This is a genomic window from Microbispora sp. H10830 (assembly GCF_014161375.1).
In the GTDB taxonomy this organism is placed as follows: domain Bacteria; phylum Actinomycetota; class Actinomycetes; order Streptosporangiales; family Streptosporangiaceae; genus Microbispora; species Microbispora catharanthi.
In genome coordinates, this window is the sequence record NZ_JABBWX010000017.1 from 118,914 (window position 1) to 136,379 (window position 17,466).

At 72.2% G+C, this 17,466-nt stretch carries 17 protein-coding genes; 2 read left to right on the forward strand and 15 right to left on the reverse strand.

Features of this window, described 5'->3' with window-relative positions:
* Positions 1-367 precede the first annotated feature (367 nt).
* Both HHX35_RS34295 and HHX35_RS34300 read right to left on the reverse strand, forming a co-directional pair.
* Positions 368-829: a hypothetical protein gene (locus HHX35_RS34295; protein ID WP_182902802.1), complete on the reverse strand. Its 462-nt coding sequence runs from the start codon at positions 827-829 to the stop codon at positions 368-370.
* Between the two features lie 164 nt (positions 830-993).
* Positions 994-1,938, reverse strand: a complete 945-nt coding sequence (locus HHX35_RS34300; protein WP_182902803.1) for an SDR family NAD(P)-dependent oxidoreductase — start codon at positions 1,936-1,938, stop codon at positions 994-996.
* A gap of 141 nt (positions 1,939-2,079) precedes the next feature.
* Here HHX35_RS34300 and HHX35_RS34305 point away from each other — a divergent pair, with 141 nt between their 5' ends.
* A complete protein-coding gene (locus HHX35_RS34305; protein ID WP_220506222.1) occupies positions 2,080-2,667 on the forward strand; it encodes a TetR/AcrR family transcriptional regulator in 588 nt (195 codons plus the stop codon).
* 42 nt (positions 2,668-2,709) lie between these two features.
* Here HHX35_RS34305 and HHX35_RS34310 read toward each other — a convergent pair whose 3' ends face one another.
* The 3 genes from HHX35_RS34310 to murQ all read right to left on the reverse strand — a co-directional run bounded on the left by HHX35_RS34310 (position 2,710) and on the right by murQ (position 5,554).
* Positions 2,710-3,522 (reverse strand): DUF1206 domain-containing protein, encoded by an 813-nt coding sequence (locus tag HHX35_RS34310; RefSeq protein WP_182902804.1) that lies wholly within the window; start codon positions 3,520-3,522, stop codon positions 2,710-2,712.
* Between the two features lie 75 nt (positions 3,523-3,597).
* Positions 3,598-4,644, reverse strand: coding sequence for a serine hydrolase domain-containing protein (locus HHX35_RS34315; RefSeq protein ID WP_310739500.1), 1,047 nt, complete (start codon positions 4,642-4,644; stop codon positions 3,598-3,600).
* A 7-nt stretch (positions 4,645-4,651) separates the two neighbouring features.
* Positions 4,652-5,554: an N-acetylmuramic acid 6-phosphate etherase gene (gene murQ, locus HHX35_RS34320; RefSeq protein WP_182902805.1), complete on the reverse strand. Its 903-nt coding sequence runs from the start codon at positions 5,552-5,554 to the stop codon at positions 4,652-4,654.
* Positions 5,555-5,583: 29 nt separating this feature from the next.
* On the opposite strand from murQ, the gene HHX35_RS34325 reads away from it, so the two are divergent.
* Positions 5,584-6,702, forward strand: coding sequence for an exo-beta-N-acetylmuramidase NamZ domain-containing protein (locus tag HHX35_RS34325; protein ID WP_182902806.1), 1,119 nt, complete (start codon positions 5,584-5,586; stop codon positions 6,700-6,702).
* A 2-nt stretch (positions 6,703-6,704) separates the two neighbouring features.
* Here the strand turns inward: HHX35_RS34325 and HHX35_RS34330 are convergent, their stop codons facing one another.
* The 10 genes from HHX35_RS34330 to HHX35_RS34375 form a co-directional block, all read right to left on the reverse strand.
* The gene (locus HHX35_RS34330; protein ID WP_182902807.1) at positions 6,705-7,586 is read right to left on the reverse strand and encodes a GNAT family N-acetyltransferase; all 882 of its coding nucleotides are present in this window, start codon (positions 7,584-7,586) and stop codon (positions 6,705-6,707) included.
* Complete coding sequence (locus HHX35_RS34335) at positions 7,583-8,602, reverse strand: ABC transporter ATP-binding protein (RefSeq protein ID WP_182902808.1); 1,020 nt, start codon at positions 8,600-8,602, stop codon at positions 7,583-7,585. Before HHX35_RS34335 ends, HHX35_RS34330 begins: the two co-directional genes overlap by 4 nt.
* Positions 8,599-9,642, reverse strand: a complete 1,044-nt coding sequence (locus HHX35_RS34340; RefSeq protein ID WP_259405654.1) for an ABC transporter ATP-binding protein — start codon at positions 9,640-9,642, stop codon at positions 8,599-8,601. Before HHX35_RS34340 ends, HHX35_RS34335 begins: the two co-directional genes overlap by 4 nt.
* A gap of 5 nt (positions 9,643-9,647) precedes the next feature.
* Positions 9,648-10,580, reverse strand: a complete 933-nt coding sequence (locus HHX35_RS34345) for an ABC transporter permease (RefSeq protein ID WP_182902809.1) — start codon at positions 10,578-10,580, stop codon at positions 9,648-9,650.
* Positions 10,577-11,611 carry an ABC transporter permease gene (locus tag HHX35_RS34350; protein ID WP_182902810.1) on the reverse strand — a complete coding sequence of 345 codons (1,035 nt, stop codon included), beginning with the start codon at positions 11,609-11,611 and terminating at the stop codon, positions 10,577-10,579. The genes HHX35_RS34345 and HHX35_RS34350 overlap by 4 nt, the downstream gene beginning before the upstream one ends.
* Complete coding sequence (locus tag HHX35_RS34355) at positions 11,608-13,428, reverse strand: ABC transporter substrate-binding protein (protein ID WP_182902811.1); 1,821 nt, start codon at positions 13,426-13,428, stop codon at positions 11,608-11,610. The genes HHX35_RS34350 and HHX35_RS34355 overlap by 4 nt, the downstream gene beginning before the upstream one ends.
* Positions 13,429-13,576: 148 nt before the next feature.
* Positions 13,577-15,055 (reverse strand): glycoside hydrolase family 3 protein, encoded by a 1,479-nt coding sequence (locus HHX35_RS34360; RefSeq protein WP_182902812.1) that lies wholly within the window; start codon positions 15,053-15,055, stop codon positions 13,577-13,579.
* On the reverse strand, positions 15,046-16,071 hold the full coding sequence (locus HHX35_RS34365) for a BadF/BadG/BcrA/BcrD ATPase family protein (protein ID WP_310739502.1): 1,026 nt from the start codon (positions 16,069-16,071) through the stop codon (positions 15,046-15,048). Before HHX35_RS34365 ends, HHX35_RS34360 begins: the two co-directional genes overlap by 10 nt.
* An 85-nt stretch (positions 16,072-16,156) precedes the next feature.
* A complete protein-coding gene (locus HHX35_RS34370) occupies positions 16,157-16,381 on the reverse strand; it encodes a hypothetical protein (protein ID WP_139579411.1) in 225 nt (74 codons plus the stop codon).
* 58 nt (positions 16,382-16,439) lie between these two features.
* Positions 16,440-17,396 (reverse strand): SDR family NAD(P)-dependent oxidoreductase, encoded by a 957-nt coding sequence (locus tag HHX35_RS34375; RefSeq protein WP_182902814.1) that lies wholly within the window; start codon positions 17,394-17,396, stop codon positions 16,440-16,442.
* Between the last annotated feature and the right edge of the window lie 70 nt (positions 17,397-17,466).

The window sequence follows — 17,466 nt, forward strand, 5'->3', positions numbered from 1 at the left end:
GATTGAAGCCTATTGTGCCGCCTTTATTTCAATATCTCGCGCGGATCAAGCAGTTCGCTGACGATTTCTGCCACAGCTCTCCTTGGCTCTTTGACGTAACAAGTGGGACCCGTCTAGGTCGCTACTAGCGATCCAGACAGGTCCCACCGGTAGTGCTGCTGGAGGTCCACCCAGTATTGATCGTAGTTCAATTCGATTGTTTTCGTACCGGGCGTTCAGCACAGTGCCATGCTGTCCGTTCTCGAGAATTCGTCGCAGTCCTTTCCGGGCTCCCGCCTGAGTTCGTTCGTGCAGACGATGCCCGCGGTGCTGCAACGTGCTCCGCCAACTGCCGCTGGGATAGTCTTGGATGCGCCTGCACGCCGTACTACGCCGGCCAGAACTGGAAAAGGTACGCCTCCAGGTCCACCCTCATTCGAATCGAATCCTCTGGCCGCACCGGCCGCAATTGGCGCATCAGCGCACGCACGTTCCAGTGTGCGCCCGCACGGCCCAAGTCGAGGATGTTGTGCTCGTTGTTGTAATACTCCACCTCCACTGCGGCGACCTTGCCGGAGGTGAAGTAAATGAGTGCATCCTGAGACTTGTCCCATTCCTCGGTGGTCCTTGGGAGTCCGTCCCACAGTTCCAGCTGAACGCCGACCTCTTGCCATCCGTGCTCGCTGCTGATGCCGGCACCGTCGTCGACGGCCTGGAACCATGCGTCGGGACCCGGATCGACACCCAGGGGCCCCGGGTCACGCACGTTGCGCCCCTGATCCTCCAGGGCGAAGGCGCCGTATGGAGGCAGCCTGACCTGGTCAGTCACCGACTTGATGAGAAGACTCATACAGGCTCTCCCGAAATGAGATCGTGTTCTGATCCACGACTTCATCCGGCAGCGACTCGGCGACCCGGACCTCACCCCGGAAACGATCGCCACAGCGCACCAGATCTCCGTCCGGCATCTGTACAAAGTCTTCCAGGAGCAGGGCGTCAGCCCGTGGTTGGTATCTACAGGTCGAGCAGGTCCGCCGACACCTGCCAGAGCAGGGTGGCCGCCTCGGGGTCGAGCGCGTACGCCGCGACACCTCGACCCGCACCCGGCTCGACGATCTCCGCCTCCTGGTTGTCCTCGAAGTAGCGTCCGCTGACGCCCTCGACCAGCGGCGACGCGGCGAGCAGCACGGAGGTGGCCGCACCCTGCTCGGTGTTCTTCCACGTCACTCCGGTCGAGTCGCCCAGCGCACGGCGGCGCTCGATGTAGTCCGCGTCCAGGTGCCGCTGAAGGCCGGTGGGGATGCCGCCGGGCATGAGCGCGTTGACCGTGATGCCGTCGCCGGCCCACCGCCTGCCGGCCTCGACCGCGAACAGCACGTTGGCCGTCTTCGACTGCCCGTACGCCAGCCACGGGTCGTACGGGCGCTCCCTGAAGTGGATGTCGTCGAAGACGACCGGCGAGCGCAGGTGGGCGCTGGAGCTGACCGACACGACGCGGGCGCCGCCGGCCGCCGCGAGCGCCGGGTGCAGGCCCGTGGTCAGCGCGAAGTGACCAAGGTGATTGGTGGCGAACTGCAGTTCCCAGCCCTCCGGCGTCCGCGTCTCGGGGCACGCCATCACCCCGGCGTTGTTGACCAGGATGTGCAGCGGCCCCTCCCACGCGGCGACGAACGCCGCGACGGAGGCCTGGTCGGCGAGGTCCAGCCGCGCGACGAGGACGGGAGTGCCTGCGGTGGTGGCGGCGATGTCCTCCGCGGTCCGCTTGCCCGCGTCGAGGTCGCGGACCGCGATCGTCACCTCCGCGCCGGCCGCGGCCAGCGCCCGGGCGGTCTCGACGCCGATTCCCGACGCCCCGCCGGTCACGATCGCCCGCCGCCCGCGCAGGTCGACGCCCTCCAGGACCTCGGCCGCGGTGGACTGCCCGGTGAACGGCGTGCTGATGCGCGTGGTCTGAGTCATGTTCGTCCCCGTCCCGTACGGCGGCGCGGGCTCCCCAAGGACCCCGGCCGCTACACTGAGAAGAACCGGAGGAACCTCCGGTACGCCTGCAACTCTAATCGGAGGATCCTCCGGTTAGCAACCCGTGCCCGTGGAGGAGCCGTGTCCATCCCCGGAACCAAGCCGTTGCGCGCCGACGCCCGGCGCAACCGCGAGCGGTTGCTCGACGTCGCCGTGCGGGCGTTCTCCCAGGGCGGGCCGGACGTCACGCTCGACGCGATCGCGAAGGAGGCGGGCGTCGGCATCGGCACGCTCTACCGCCACTTCCCCACCAGGGAGGCGCTGATCGAGGCGGCCTACCGCAACGAGCTGGCGAAGCTGTGCGACGCGGCGGCCGAGCTTGCGGACGCGATGCCGCCCGACGTGGCGATACGCACCTGGATGGACCGTTTCGTCGACTACCTGGCAACGAAGCGGGGCATGGCCGACGCGCTGCGCGCCGTGATCGCCTCCGGCGCCAACCCGTACGCGCACAGCCGCGACCGGCTGCTCGGCGCGATCGGCACGCTGCTCGACGCGGGCGGCGCGGCCGGGACGCTGCGGCGGGACGTGGCGGCCGAGGACGTGCTCACCGGCGTCAACGGCATCTGCCTCGCCGCCGGCGAGCCCGCGCAGCGCGAGCAGGCCGGGCGCCTGCTCGACCTGCTGATGGACGGCCTGCGTCACAAGGCGTCCGGGGCGACGGTCTGAGGACGCCGCCCATCGTCTGCTCACACCCTGCTCACGCCCTGCTCACACCCGGTGCCAGCGGGCCTCCGCGAAGCAGTAGGCGGCGAACAGCACCAGGCCGATCGCGACCAGGACGAGCAGCCACGGACCGGCCGGGGTGTCGGCGAGCGCCTTGAGCGCGCCGTCGATTCCGACGGCCTTGTCGGGGTCGTACGTGAGGGCGGCCTCGCCGATCAGGGCGCCGGCGGCCAGCGCGATGACGCCACGGGCGAGGTAACCGGCCTTGCCGAGCTTGACCACGACACCGCGGGTGCGGGGCTCGGTCACGTGCATGTCGCGCATGAACTTCCCGGTCCAGCCCTCGCGGATCCAGAAGACGCCGAGGGCGATCACGGCGAGTGCCATCAGGCCGACCAGGAACTGGCCGCCCGGCAGCTCGAACAGCGCCTTCGTGGCGTCCTGCGACTGGTCGTCGGACGAGGAGGCGGCCTTGTTCCGCGTCAGCAGCGCCACCATCGAGTACACGAGGGCGGCGTAGACGACCGCCCTGGCCACGGCCTGCACGCGGTCCCTGGCCTCGGGCCGGCCCCAGACCGCCTCGGAGACCTGCCAGATCGCCAGCGCGGCCAGGCCGACGGCCATGACCCACAGCAGGGTGTCGCCCAGGGGCGAGTCGCGCACGATGTGGATCGCGCTGCTCTTGTCGGCCTCTCCACCGCCACCGAAGGCGATCTGGAGCGCGACCAGGCCGATGATCGCGTACAGCACGCCCCGGGCGGCGAACCCGACCTTGGCGAGTTTCTCCAGGACGGGGTGGTCGGCCGCCCTCCGGGCGGCGCCCTCGAATCGCCGGCCTGCCTGATGCGCGGTCGTCATCACGGCTCCTCTCCTCTTGGCGGCGGATCGCGATCTTCCTGCTGCCCGCACGAGGAGGGTCAAACATCCACCGGATCAGCCGGCCAGGCGCAGGGCCTCCGCCGCGACGGCGTGCCGGAGGCCGCGGATGCCGGGGCGGCCCCGCAGCGGATGCACGTTGTTGGTGAGCAGCACGACGGTCAGCCGGTGAGCGGGATCGACGACCAGCGACGTGCCGGTGAAGCCCGAGTGGCCGAACGCGCCCGCGAGCGGCCCCACGATGGCCGGGTCGTCGATGCGGACGCCGAGCCCCTGCCGGAAGGCGGCGCCCGGCACGCCCTGGTCGCGCAGCATCTCGGCGGTCCAGGCGGGAGACAGGACCGGGCCGCCGCCGGTGCGCAGCGCCTCGCCGAAACGCACGAGGTCGGCGGCGGTGGAGAACAGCCCGGCGTGCCCGGCCACGCCGCCCAGCGCGTGGGCCGTCTCGTCGTGCACCTCACCCCGCACGCAGGTGCCGCGCTTGAACTCGGTGGCGACGGCCCGGCCCGGCTCGACCGGCCCGTACGTCGTGGCGCCGAGCCCGAGCGGCCCGGTGACCCGCTCGCGCACGAGCACATCCAGCGGCGCACCGCCGGCGGCCTCCGCCACCCGCCCGGCCGTGATCATGCCGACGTCCGAGTACAGGTGCGTCCCCGGCAGCCCCTGCACCGGAGTGGACAGCACCAGGTCCCACCGGGCCTCCTCCGGTTCCTTCTCCACCCGGCGGCTCGCGGGCAGGCCCGCCGAATGCGTCAGCAGGTGCCGTACGGTGATCTCTCGCCGGTCCCCGTAGAACCCGGGCAGCCGGACGGCCACCGGCTCGTCGAGGTCGAGCGCGCCCTCCTGCGCCAGTGAGACCAGCACCACGGCCGTGAACATCTTGGTCAGGGAGGCGATGTCGAAGAGCGCGTCCGCCGCCACGGCAGGCCGTCGCGCCAGCAGCCCCCCGGACGGGTCGCCGTACCGCACGGCCTCCCCCACGGCGGCCGCGGCGACCGTACGCCCGTCCACGGCGATCACGGCGACCGCCGCCGAGGCGACCTCGGGCACGGCCATCCGCAGGACGTCCTCCAGCGAAGGATCAGGCACAGCGTTGTCAGACACCGCGTCGTCAAGCACTGTGCAGCGCCGGGCCGAGCCGGTTGCCGTTGGCCGCGAGCAGCGCCCGCGCGTCGTCGGCGCCCACGCCGCGCTCGATCATCACGACGGCCGTCTTCACGTCCCGTCCCGCGCTCTCCAGGACCTCCCGGGCCCGCGGCACCTGCGTGCCGGTGATGTCGGAGACGATGCGGGCCGCCCGGTCGACGAGCTTGGAGTTGCTGGCCACGACGTCGACCATGAAGTTCCCGTAGGTCCGGCCCGACCTGATCATCGTGATCGTAGAGATCATGTTGAGGACCAGCTTCTGGGCGGTGCCGGCCTTCAGGCGGGTCGAGCCGGTGACCACCTCCGGCCCCACGATGACCTCGACGGCGTGGTCGGCGGCCCGCGCGAGCGGGGTGCCGGTGTTGCAGGCCAGGCCCACGGTCAGCGCGCCCAGCCGCCGGGCCTGCTCGACCGCCGCGACGACGTACGGCGCGCGCCCGCTGGCGGAGATGCCCACCACGGAGTCGAGCGGGCCGACGTGCTTGCCGCGGATCACGGCGGCGCCGGCCTCGGCGTCGTCCTCGGCGCCCTCGACGGAGCGCACCAGCGCGGCCTCGCCGCCCGCGATGATGCCCTGGACGAGGTCGGGGTGCGTGCCGAAGGTCGGCGGGCACTCGGAGGCGTCGAGCACCGCGAGCCGCCCGGAGGTGCCCGCGCCCACGTAGAGGAGCCTCCCCCCGTCGGACATCCGCGCCGCGATGGCGTCGACGGCCGCGGAGATCGCCGGGACGGCCCGGCCCACCGCGGCCGGGACGGCGGCGTCCGCCGCGTTCATGAGCCGCGCGATCTCCTCAGTCGGGAGCGTGTCGATCCCGCTGTAGCGGGGATCGCTCTGTTCGGTGGCCAGAGTGGCGAGTGATTGCGTCATGGTCATGGTTCCTCGGCTTCGGAGTCTTCATGGATCGCGTGCGTACGGGGCTGGAGCTGCTGGTCAGCGCGCCGGAAGCGGGACGCCGGGCTGGGTGGCAGCGGGTGGGCCTCGTCACCAACCCCACCGGAGTCCTGCCCGATCTGACCGCCGCCGCACCGGCCCTGCTGGTCGCCGGGGTGCCCGTGACCACGTTGTTCAGCCCCGAGCACGGGCTGCGCGGCACGGCCCAGGCGGGCGGCGGCGAGGGCGACACCGTCGACCCGGTCACCGGCCTGCCCGTGCTCGACACCTACCGGCGGACCGGCGGCGACCTGGACGCGCTGGTCGCGTCGTCCGGGGTGGACGCGCTCGTCTTCGACGTGTGCGACGTGGGCGCGCGCTTCTACACCTACGTCTGGACGATGTACGACCTGATGGGCTCGGCCGCCCGGCTCGGGCTGCGGTTCACCGTGCTCGACCGGCCCAACCCGATCGGCGGCGCGGTGGCCGAGGGCCCGGTGCTCGACCCGGCCTACGCGAGCTTCGTCGGCCGCGCCGCCCTGCCCGTACGGCACGGCCTCACGCCGGGCGAGATCGCCGTGTTCGCCAACCGCGAGATCGGCGCCGAGCTGGAAGTGGTGCGCATGGAGGGCTGGCGCAGGGAGTGGCACTTCGACCGCACCGGGCTGCCCTGGGTGATGCCGTCGGCCAACATGCCGACCCTCGACACCGCCCTCGTCTACCCCGGCACCGGGCTGCTGGAGGGTGTGAACGCCGCCGAGGGCCGGGGCACGACCCGGCCGTTCGAGCTGGTCGGCGCGCCGTACGCGGACGGCCGGTTCGCCGCCGCGATGAACGACCTGGGCCTGCCAGGTGTGCGCTTCCGCGACACGTGGTTCACCCCGACGTTCGGCAGGGACGCGGGCGTCGTGGTGCGCGGCGCGCAACTGCACGTGACCGACCGCCAGGCCTTCCGGCCGGTGCTGACGGGCGTGTCCGTCCTGCACGTGCTGCGCACCCTCTATCCGGGCGACTTCGCCTGCGAGCCGTTCCTCGACCTGCTGTGGGGCTCCGCGTCGCTGCGCGAGCACCTGGAGGCGGGCCGCGACCCCCGCGGGCTGTGCTCCCCGCCGGGCCCGCCCAGTGGCGAACTGCTGTACGGCTGACATCAGCCCAGCGCGCGGCGGTAGAGCCAGAACACCCGCTCGGCGCGGGCGCCCACCGCCCGGGAGTAGAAGCGGAGCGGGCCCACCCAGCCGATCTGCGCGGACGCCTGCCCCGCGGCGGCCTGCTCGGCGAGGCAACGGCGCAGCAGCACCCGGCCCACCCCGAGGCCACGGGCGGCCGCGGCCGTGCCCATCGGCCCGAACCACAGCGGCCGGGCGCCCCAGGCGGCGAAGCCCAGGATCTCGCCGTCGCGCGACGCCCCGTCGCGGAAGGCATAGTGCAGGCCGGTCGCCTGCTCGGCCTCCCAGGCCCACTTGTCGTTCCACTGCTCGCGGACGAAGGCCGCGACCACCCCGCGATTCCCCGCGGGGGCCGCGGCGACGGTGACCCCGGCCGCGGCCAGCTTGGCCAGGTCGGCCTCGTGCTCGGCCTCGTCGTAGCGGGCCGGCAGGTCGGCCGTCATGTTCCAGGCCACGCGGTACTGCTCGTACCCCAGGCTCTCGGCCAGGCAGGCCGCCGGGGTGTAGCGCACGTCGATCCCGGGCCAGGCGTAGCAGGGCGGGTTGCCGGCGAACCTCGCCTCGGCCGCGCCGTGCGCCCGCATCCACTCCTCGGCCGCGCCGACCAGCGCCCGCCCGATCCCCCGGCCCCGGGCGGCGGGGTCCACGGCGATCAGGTCGATGTGACCGGCGCCGTCGGCGCCGATCGAGGTGAACACGACACCGTCCCGATCCGGCGTGGCCAGGACCGTCCACGCCCGACCCTCCGGCGGGTCGGCCAGCCGCCGTACGACCAGCGCGGCGTCCTCGGCGTCGGCCCACAGCGCGGCGGTGGCGAGGCGCTCCAGCGTCCCGTCCGCCTCGACAGGAAGGATGTCCGTCACTCGCCCACCCCCACCGGGATCACGCTGCGCCGCCTGGGGTGGAAGCAGGCGTACTCCTGCTCGGTCTCCTGTCCGGGCCCGCCGTCGCGGCCCAGCACGGGCATCTCGTTCTCGCAGCGCTCGGTGCTGAACGGGCAGCGCCGGGCGAACAGGCAGCCGCCGTCGGGCTCTCCCTCCCGCTGCATCTCCCTCGGCACGACCCGCTCGGCGCCCGGCCGTTCCAGGCCGTGCAGCACCGGAATCGCCGACAGCAGCGACTGCGTGTACGGGTGGACCGGGTCCGCGATGATCTTCTCCGTGGCGCCCCGCTCGACGACCTGGCCGCGATAGAGCACGTACAGCTCGCCGTCGTCGCCGATGTAGCGGGCGGTGGCGATGTCGTGGGTGATGAACAGCACGCCCACGCCGAGGCGCTCGCGCAGGTCCTTCAGCAGGGCGAGGATGCCCAGGCGCAGCGACACGTCGATCATCGAGACGGCCTCGTCGGCGACGAGCACCTCGGGGTCCATGGTGAGCGCACGGGCGATCACCACACGCTGGCGCATGCCGCCGGACAGCTGGTGGGGATAGCGCGGCAGCACGTAGCCGGGGTCGATGCCGACCATCGCCAGCAGTTCCGCGGCCCGCCCGTCGACCCACGACCTCGGGCGGCCCGTCTGCCGGGCGCGCAGCCGCAGCGGCGCCTCCAGCGTCTGGTGGATCGTCCGGGTGGGGTTGAGCGCCGAGTAGGGGTCCTGGTGGATGAGCTGGATCCGGCGGAAGTACGGCTGCCGCCTCCGGTGGCTCAGCGTGGACATCGGCACGCCGTCGATGACGATCTCGCCGGCGTCGTGGGTCTCCAGCCCGGCGACGATCCGGCCGAGGGTGGTCTTGCCGCTGCCCGACTCGCCGATGAACGAGACGGCGCCGCCCTTGGCGATGGCGAAGTCCACGCCGCGCAGCGCGGGCACCTCCCGGGCGCCGAGCACGCCGCCGCGCTGCTTGAAGATCTTGGTGATCCCGGTTCCCGTGATCACACGAACTCCTTCCGCTTGACCAGGGTGAGGTGGCGGTCGGCGGCGTGGCAGGCGACGGTGCGGCCGTCCCGGTTGACGGACATGGGCTCGTCGGTCTCGCACACCTCCATGCGCCGCTCGCAGCGCTCGCGGAAGACGCAGCCCTGCTTGGGCAGCGTCCCGAGCGTCGGCGGGCGTCCCGGCAGCGCCCGGGCCAGCGACAGGTCGCCGGACAGACGCGGGATCGCCCTGATCAGGCCCTGGGTGTACGGGTGCCGGGCGTCCCCGAGCACCTCGGTCACCGGGCCGTGCTCGACCACCCGGCCGCCGTACATGACGGCGAGGCTGTCGGCGACCTCGGCGACCGCGCCGACGTCGTGGGTGATGACGAGCGTGGTGAGCGCCCGCTCCTCGTGGACCTCGCGGATGATCCGCAGGATCGTGGCCTGCGTGATCATGTCGAGGGCGGTGGTCGGCTCGTCCAGAACGACGACCTTGGCGTTCAGGACGAGCGCGAGCATGATGCCGACCCGCTGGCGCATGCCGCCGGACAGCTCGTGCTGGTAGGAGTCGAGCACCCGGGCGCCGTCCATGCCCATGCGGGCCAGCAGGTCCTTGGCGTCGCGCACCAGCCCCCGCAGGTCCTCCACGTCGTGGGAGCGGCCGAGGTCGAGCAGCTGCTTGCCGATGGTCTTGAGCGGGTTCAGCGAGTTCTGCGCGGCCTGGAAGACGTACCCGACCTGGCGGCCGCGGGCGCGGCGCAGGTCCTCGCCCCGCAGCGTCAGCACGTCGCCGAGGCCGTCGATCTCGACGCTGCCCGCCGCGATCCTGCCGGGCGGCTGCACCGCGTTGAGCAGGGAGAGCGCGAGCGTCGACTTGCCCGAACCCGACTCGCCGACGACGCCGGTGATCGTGCCGGGGGCGAGGGTGAGGTCGACGCCGCGTACCGCGGGCAGCTCACCCGCGGGCGTCTTGTAGACGACCGTGAGGTCCCGGATCGCGACCCCCGGTGCTTCCATGTCACGTGCTGCCATGTCACGTGCGGCCGTGTGAGCGGTCATAGGGGCTACTCCTCCCGCAGGCGGGGATTGAAGATCTCGTCCATCGCGTCCACGATCAGCACGATGCCCAGGGTGAGCAACAGGATCGCGATCAGCGGGGCCAGCAGGTACGGCAGCGCGGCGGGAGTGGTGAGCGCCCCGCCGTTGAACACCGCGAGGTTCAGCATCACGCCCCAGTTGTTCGACTCGAAGGGCAGCACGCCGAGGAAGAACAGGCCCACCTGGGCGTACACCGCGCCGGTGACGGCGATGAGCATGTTCATCGCGATGTAGGGCGCCATGCTCGGCAGCAGCTCGCGGCCGATGATGTGCCGGGTGGGCAGGCCGAGGCCGCGGGCGGCCTCGATGAAGCCGCGCTCGCGCAGCGACAGCGTCTGCGACCGCACGGCGCGGGCGATGCCGCCCCAGCCGAGCACTCCGAGCACCAGGCCCATCTCCAGCGGGCTCTCGAACTTCCACACCGTGGACAGCACGAGCAGCAGCGGCAGGCCGGGGATCGCGAGGTTCATGTCGGTCAGCCGCATCAGCAGCGTGTCCCACCGGCCGCGGTGGAAGCCCGCGACCAGCCCGATGAGCGTGCCGAGCGCGACCGTGATGACGGCGGTGGCCAGGCCGGTGAGCAGCACGTAGCGCGCGCCGGTGACGACGAGCGCGAGCACGTCGGTGCCCTCGAAGTCGGTGCCGAAGGGGTGGGCCAGGCTCGGCGGCGCGTACAGCGCGTTGTCGTCGCGCGGCAGCTGCGCGGGGTAGAGCAGCGGCCCCGCCACGCCCATGACGGCGAACAGGGCCACGATGACCACCCCGGCCATGCGGCTGGGCTTGCGCCGCAGCACCCGCCACACCCCGCGCCAGAAGTTGCGCCGCAGCGTGGCCCGCGTTGTCCCGGCCGGCGCGGCCTCGGGGCTGATCGCCCCCTCCGGGTTGACGATGACGGTCATGCCGCGCCTCCGCTCCTGACCCGCGGGTCGATCACCGTGTACAGCAGGTCGGCGACGATGTTGGCGACGACGATGCCCACCGTGATCACGAGGAACGTGCCGCCCATCAGCGCGTAGTCGCGGCTGCTGATGCTGTTGACGAGCAGCAGGCCGAGGCCCGGGTAGTTGAAGATCTCCTCGATGAAGATCGAGCCGCCGAACAGCATGCCGACCGACAGGGCGAGGATCGTGAACAGCGGCAGGATCGCGTTGCGCGCCAGATACCGGAACACGAAGCCGCGCCGCAGGCCGCGCAGCTCGGCCGCGAGGATGAAGTCGTCGCCGAGCACGGCGACGACGTTCGACTTCATCGCGAGGATCCACCCGCCGTAGCTGGCCAGCGTGTACGTGACGACCGGCAGCACGGCGTGGTGCACGAGCGAGCCGATGTAGCCGGCGTTGAAGCCGGGGACGAACTCGACGTCCACCGGCCCGCCCGACGGCATGATGGGCCACAGCGTGGCGAAGACCGCGGTGAGCAGCAGGCCGATGACGTACACCGGCACGCCGTGCAGCAGCGAGCCGGACAGCGCGAGCGCGTCGCCCAGCTTGCCCGACCGCTTGATCGCGGCGTAGACGCCCATGGTGACGCCGAGCAGGAAGCTCAGCAGCGTGCCGGCGAGGACCGGCAGCACGGTCCACCGGGCCGCGTGCCCGATGAGCGTGGTCACCTCCACGCCGGGCGTGCTGAGCGAACGCCCGAGGTCGAGGTGGAGCAGCGAGCCCATGTAGCCGACGTACTGCTGCCACAGGTTGCCGGTGGGCAGGAAGCCGTACAGGACGGCGGTGGCCCGCTCGGCCTGCTCGGGCGACATGCCCTTCTGGATCAGGCTCTCGTACTGCCCGAGCACGGGGTTGCCGGGGATCTCCCGGATGATGACGAAGCTGATCGTGGCGACGACCCAGATCATCGCCAGGCCGCGGACCAGGTGGCCGCCGATCTTCCTGGCGATGGCGCCCAGCCGGGGACGCCCCGGAACGGCGTGCGTCATGCCTGCCCCTTCTCCGCTTTCCTGATCATCCCGAGCTGCATCCACACCCCGGACGACAGCCGCAGGGACTCGTCGTCGTCGGGCGGGAACGCGGTATACCGGGAGGTGTTCACGAACTGGGTGTTCACGTAGTCCCAGAGCTGGACGACCGGAAGCTGCTCGTTGGCGACCTTGGCCAGGACGCCGACGATGCGCCGCTGCTCGTCGTGGGACGCGAAGTTCAGCGTGCTGGTCAGCTCGCCCGGGTCGACCGTGCCGGCGGCGCCGGCGTCGACCTTCTCCGGGCCGCCCATCCAGTTGCCCTCGGTGCCCGGCGCGACGTGCCGCAGCCTGCCGCCGAACATCTGCCAGCCGTTCGCCTGCCCGAACAGCCGCTGGAAGATGTTGTACGGCGAGGGGCCGAGGCCGATCAGCCAGAACCCGAGGTCGTACTTGCCGTCGGCCAGCTCACCGAGATAGAGCGTGTAGTCGGCGGCGGTGACCACGCTCGCGTCGATGCCGTGGTCGCTGAGCTGGCTGCTGATCGACTTGGCCGCGGCGACCCAGTCGGAGAACGACGCGGGCACGTGGATGCGGACCTTCCACGGGCTGCCGTCCGGCAGGGTCCAGTGGCCGCCCCGCTTGGTCATGCCGGCCGCCTTCAGCTCGGCGTCGGCCTTGCCGGGGTTCACGCGGTACTGCTCAAGGGTGTCGAACGCGTCGCCCAGCCAGGCCCGGGCCGCCTTGGCGTGGATGCCCGAGGTGGTGGCGGCGGGCGTGCCGCCCTCCGGAGAGGCGATCTTCGTGACCTGGGCGCGGTCGATCAGGTAGGCCATCGCCCGCCGCACGTGCACGTTGTCGTACGGCTTACGCGACTGGTTGAACGCGAGGGAGACCGCCACGGGCGAGTAGCCCTTGACCACCTCGCTGCCCTTCGCGTCGCGGATCCGGTTCATGACGGCGGTGGGCACGGAGGTGAAGGGGGCGTTGTCCAGCCGGCCGGCGATCAGGTAGTTCCAGATCTGCTCGTTGCCGGTGTAGTTCAGGATCTTCACCTTGTCCGGCGCGATGTTCTGCCGGGCGTAGAAGTAGGGGTTACGCCTCAGCAGCGCCGCGCCCGGGTTGACCCGCTCCAGCACGAACGGCCCGGCGGACACGTCGTGACCGGGGTTGAAGGCGATGACCTTCTCCGCCAGGCCGGTGATCTGGCTCTTCGCCTTCTCGGCCGACGCGCCCTGGCCGTGCTGGGCGACCTTGAGCGTCTGCCAGAAGTCCGCGGGCAGCAGCTTCCCGAAGACGTGCGCGGGCACGACCACGGTCGACAGCAGGTTGGCGAGGAACGTCGAGCTGCGGTTGGCGCCCTGCGTCACCCTGATCGTCTTGGGGTCGACGACCTGGATGTCGGCGGCGGCGCCCGCCGCCTTCGGGTCCAGCGCGTACGCCGTGCCGCCCTGGGTGTAGGCGAGACCGATCGAGACACGCACGTCCTCGCTGGTCACGGGCGTGCCGTCGGACCACCTGGCGTTCGGCTGCAGGTGGATGACGACCTCCGACCGATCCGGGGACATGCTCCAGCTCTTGGCGATGGCCGGGTAGAACTGGTTGGGATCGGTGGGGTCGTTCTTGGGCCACGCCAGCGCCATGCCGTTGTATCCCGAGAAGACCGATCCGACGGGGTTGAACGGGTTGATCGGCGCGCTCGCGTTGATCTGCTTGCTGCCGTCGATCGTGGTGTACACGCCGCCGCCCTGCTGGGCGGTGTCCGTCGTCCCGGTAGTGCCGCAGGCGGTGGCTGTGACGATCGACGCCAGAGCCACGATCGCCGCGAGTCGCTTCATGGGCTGCTCCTGGTTCCCGATTGCCTGGACAATACGGGCGCCCTCGCGATGTCGTCAATTTTTTCCACGGACAGACGTGGTGATGGAGTTAATTTTTACCCGAGCCCGCTACCTGCGAAGACGCCTCACGCGAGGGTCGGCGGACCGGTCAGACGCCGCCGGTGAGCCAGCGGGCCGCCGCCCGCGCGGAGGCCGTGGAGTTGCCGTGGGTGGTGAGGTACAACCGCCCGGCGGGCGGCCCCGGCACCCCCGTCTCGACCACGACCGCGTCCGGGCGGGCCCGCAGCGCCTCGTCGAGGAGCCGCCGCATCCAGGCGTGCCGTACGGCGTCGTGGACGGCGATGACGAGCGGGCGCCCCGCCTCGCTCAGATCCGGCAGGTGCCCGTCGTCGTCGACTTCGGCCGTCACCGTCCCGGGCAGGATCTCCTCGATCGCCTGACCGAGTTTCAGCGGGGTCGCGCGGCCGACGGCCTGGCTGGGCCGCGCCGCCAGGTGCACCACCAGCGGCGCCTTCGTCAGCGGCGCCGCCGCCTGCTCCGCCGGGGTCGCACGCAGAGCGGCCGTCGCCGCCGCCAGGCCGAGGCCCTCGTCGGCGTCGCGGGCCACCGCGGCCCTGGCCTCGGCCCGCGCGTCGTACCACGCGGCCAGGTCCCGCACCCGGCCCGCCGCCTCGGCCAGGCGCTCCTCCGCCAGCCGTCCCTCGCGGACCGCGCCGGCGATCGCGTCGCGCAGCGCGTAGACGCTCTCCCCCCTGGCCGAGGACACGCCGACGCAGATCGCGTCGGCCCCGGCGGCCAGCGCGCGGACCGCGATCTCGCCCGGCTCGTGCAGGGCGGCGACCGCGCGCATCTCTATCGCGTCGGTCACCACGAGCCCGTCGAACCCCAGCTCCTCGCGCAGCAGGCCGGTCAGCACCGCACGGCTCAGCGTCGCGGGGAGCGCGTCGACGGCGGGGACGAGCAGGTGACCGCACATCACGGCGCGCACGCCCGCCGCGATGGCGGCCCGGAACGGCGGCAGGTCGCGCCGCTCTATCACCTCGCGGGAGGCCCGTACGGCGGGCAGTGCCAGGTGGGAGTCGGTCACGGTGTCCCCGTGGCCGGGGAAGTGCTTGGCGCAGGCGGCCACGCCCGCGCTCTGCAGCCCCTCGATCCACGCGGCGCCGTGGCGGCCGACCTCCTCGGGGTCGGAGCCGAAGGAACGCACGCCGATGACGGGGTTGCGGGGGTCGGCGTTGACGTCCACCACGGGGGCGTAGTCGAGGGTGACGCCGGCGGCGGCGACCATCCGGCCGATCTGCCGCGCCACCCGGCGGGTCAGCGACTCGTCGCCGGCGACGCCCAGCGCCAGGTTGCCCGGCCATGAGCTGCCGGTGGCGGCCTCCAGCCGGGTGACGGCCCCGCCCTCCTCGTCCACGGCGACGACCACGTCCGGCCGTTCCCGGCGCAGCTCGGCGACCAGGGCGGCCGTCCTGTCGAGACCGGCGACGTTGCGGGCGAACAGGACCACGCCGCCCAGGCCCTCGCCGAGCGCCCGCCGCAGCCAGGCGGGCGGCTCCGTGCCCTCGAAACCGGGCTGGAGCACGGCCATCGCCATCCGGTCCAGCTCGCCGCCGCTCAGCCCCATGGGCCCCCCTGCTCGATCAGCACGCGGTGCGCCTCGGCGGCACGCGGGTCGCCGGGCAGGGCGGCCCGCACCGCGAGCGCGGCGGCCCCCGCCGCGTTGTCTCCGGCGCGCACCAGCACGGCCCGCCTGCCCAGCTCGGCCCGGACCAGATGGGCGAGCTCGGTCGGCTCGGTCAGCAGCGACCCCGCGAGCACCAGCGGCCCCGCGCCTATCTGGTCCGGGCCGCGCTCCGCCTGGGTGCCACGTTCACGGGCGCCCTCCCCTATGACGACGCCTGCCGTGCGGCACAGCCTGCGGGCCGCCTCCGCGACGATGCCGCGCGCCACCTCGTCGCCCTCGCGGGCGGCGGCGTCCACCACGGGCGCGAGCGTGCCCAGCCAGGCGGGCCCCGACTCGGCGACCCGCGCGTACACGGCCGCGATCAGGGCCTGGGTGAGCGCGGGCCCGTCGTCCTCGCCGGCCGCCCCCGCTCCCAGGACGGCCTCGGCGACCCGGACGACCAGTAGCGTGGGCGCGCCCCGGCCGTCGATCGCGTTCAGCGCCGCGGCGGCGGCCCGGCGGCCCAGCCACACGCCCGAGCCCTCGTCGCCCAGGAGCCAGCCCAGGCCGTCGGCCCGCCGTACGATGCGGCGGTCGCGGATGCGGGCGCCGATCGCGCCGGTGCCGGCCACCAGGACCGCACCGTCCGGTTGATCGGTGGCGCCGGTGAAGGCGACGAGCACGTCGGCGACCACCGCCGGGCGCCCGGCGAGCCCGGCCTCCCGCCAGGCCCGCTCCGCCGGCTCCGCGGCGCGGGCGGCTCCGGCCAGGCCGAACACGCCGCCGGCGACCCGCGCGGGGTCCAGGCCCTCCAGCGCGCCGAGCAGCGCGGCGCGCAGGTTGGCGGCCGGGTCGGGGACCGAGATCGCGTTGGCGCCGCCGGCCCGTCCCCGCCCGGCGATCTCGCCCGACTCGGTGACCACGACGCAGCGCGTACTGGTGCCTCCCCCGTCCACGCCGACGAACAGAGCCCCCACGGCCGCTCCTTTGTAGATACCTTCCATCAACCTATAAGGCGATGGAAATCTTCTACAACGGCCACCGGCCGGACGGGATGCCCGATTATTTCCTGCTGTCGGTGAGATCGACGAGTGCGGTGGCCGCCCGGAAGAACTTGTTTCGTCCGAGATCCCCGACGGTCTTGATGTGGAAGGCCTTCTTCAACAGCTCCGCGTCCTCCGCGCTCACCCCGGCCAGCGCGTCTACCGGCGCCTTGATGATCTCGTCCAGGGTCTTGTCCTCGTACTCGCGGTCGAGCAGCTTCGCCAGGTCCGCCGATACAGCCATGGTTCCCCCCATCGAACACGCCCCCAATACCTCTTGAAGTGCCCAAACGGCACATTTCCTATGCCGCCGCGAGCACGGAGGTCGCATAGTCCCACAGGCGGTCCGCCGCGTCCGGATCGAGCGCGTGGGCCGCCACGCCGCCGACGATCCCGGGGGCGGCGGGCGGGGCCTCCTGGTTGTCCTCGAAGTAGCGGCCGGTCACGCCTTCCACCAGGGGTGAGGCCGCCAGCAGCACCGATGCCGCCGCGCCCTGGGCGACCGTCTTGAGGTAGGGCTGAGGGATGATCTCGCCGTCTTCGTCGATCGCGCCCATCTCGCGCATCGCCGCTTCGTCGAGGTGGCGCTGGAGGTTCGTCATGATCCAGCCGGGGTTGAGCGCGTTCGCCGTGATTCCGTCGGCCGCCCACCGGCGCGCACCCACCGCGAGCAGGACGTCCGCCGTCTTGGACTGCCCGTAGGCCGTCCACGGGTGGTACGGCCGGCGCTCGAACTGCGGGTCGTCGAAGTCGAACGGCGTGTCGCGATGGGCGCCGGAGCTGACGACGACGATCCGCGCCCGGCCCGCCGCCCGCAGACTGCCGTACAGACCCACGGCGAGGGCGAAATGTCCGAGGTAGTTCGTCGCGAGCTGCATCTCCCAGCCTTGCGGGGTAACCTCGCGCACCGGGATCGCCATGACCCCGGCGTTGGCGACCAGCACGTCTAGCGGGCCGCGCCAGTCTCGTGCGAACGCCGCGACCGACGACAGATCGGCCAGGTCGAGCGCGGCGGACCGCACGGTTCCGGCCGCGTCGGCGAAGGTCGCGGCGATCCGCGCCGCGGCGGCCGGGTCGCGGGTGGCGATGGTGACCTCCGCGCCGGCCGCGGCCAGGACGCGGACGGTCTCGGTCCCGATGCCGGAGGCGCCGCCGGTGACGACGACGCGCCGTCCGGACAAATCCACCCCCTCGACGACCTCGGCGGCCGTGGCGTGGGAGTGGAACGGAGTCGTGAGACGAGTCTGGTCGCTGTTCATGAGGCCACGCTAAGAGACCCTATGCGGACTATCTATAATAGAAAGTCTGTAAAACTTCATCGATCGTCCA